General features: G+C 31.8%; 2 protein-coding genes. Both read right to left on the bottom strand.

Going from position 1 to position 1,262, the window contains the following annotated elements; all coding sequences use genetic code 11:
• Nucleotides 1–21: 21 nt before the first annotated feature.
• The gene (locus AC2A07_RS19645; protein ID WP_484051795.1) at nt 22–456 is read right to left on the bottom strand and encodes a hypothetical protein; all 435 of its coding nucleotides are present in this window, start codon (nt 454–456) and stop codon (nt 22–24) included.
• A gap of 2 nt (nt 457–458) precedes the next feature.
• Nucleotides 459–1,262 (bottom strand): RHS repeat-associated core domain-containing protein (locus AC2A07_RS19640; RefSeq protein WP_484051794.1); only part of this gene is annotated, 804 nt, incomplete at its 5' end.

Genomic DNA, 1,262 nt, shown 5'->3' with positions numbered 1-1,262 from the left:
GGTAAGAGAGGGATGCTCGCATTAGCGTAATAGTTTATCTTTTAAATAATGAAGTTTTTTCACATCTTCTGTTTCCCATCCTTGTTGTTTACAATAATTACTTAAAAAAATAAGATTCTCTAAAATTTCACGATAAGCATCTTCTATGTTTATTGTAAAATCCATTAATAAACTTATATTGTTTTCAATTAATTCGACACTACAATCACCAAAGTCATTTTTTCTAATTTTAATAGCAAAAGGACCATCCATAAAATAAAACTCTTCAGATATTGTAAAGTTACTCATTATATTGTAAGAAGATTCAATCCAATTACTAATAAGAACTATAATAAAGTCATTCCAATTTTTTTCTGGAAAAAATTTACCATTAAAGTCAAAACATATAATTCCTGTAATATTGTCTCTATGTTTTGCAAAAGAATTGCTATCAATTCGTATTTTCAATTTATTCATAGTTATTTTATTGGATAAGCAGTTTCTATTGTTTTAGTTTGGGTATTAAGCCACATTTCTAAATTATTACCTCTCAACAAAACTCTTTCTCCCTGTGTCTTAATTTTTGTACTATTTCTATACGCTTCACGAACTAATTTTTCGACTTGTCTTTCCGATAAATTTTCAGGAAACATTGTTTTAAGAGGACTTAATCGCGACCCTCCTTTCATGTGTCCCGAAGCAATATGTTCTATATCCACAAGTATGTTTTTCCATGCAGGAAGATTTGCTGATTTTGTTGTCTTTAAGGTTTTAGCTAAACCTCTGCTCAGAGCTCTTGTAGCTCCTTTCCTTCCAAAATCGGGCACTTCTAGCAATATGAAAGTATCTTCATACTTTGTCGGCATCATTTGCTTAACAGGGCCTGAATCGAATGGATTAAAATCTGAAACATCATGGTAAAAATCTGTATATGCTCTGTTTATTTCATAACTATCTTTAGAAAAAGAGCTATGGTTTGTATAATATTTAGCAAAACTTTTTGCTTTTGCAAAGTCAATAGGATCTACAGTAATAGTTTTATCAACTCCATCGTTTATTGTAACCTCTTCTCCTGTTCTTCGATGCTTATACGTCGTTGCAAACATTTCAGGTCTCTCTGCGATCATTCCGGTTGGATCATTATAAAAGATAGGATTATTATCTGCATAACTATAAGGCTCTAGAGTATCTTCACTCATCGGGTCATGTACACCCCATCTTCCAATATCCGGCATATAAAACCTTGCTCCATAATCATACATTCCGGTCTCCTGAATTTCCTT

It is taken from the genome of Chryseobacterium sp. HNCC26DJ238, assembly GCF_057180465.1.
This window is presented reverse-complemented; position numbering and strand designations above follow the sequence as displayed.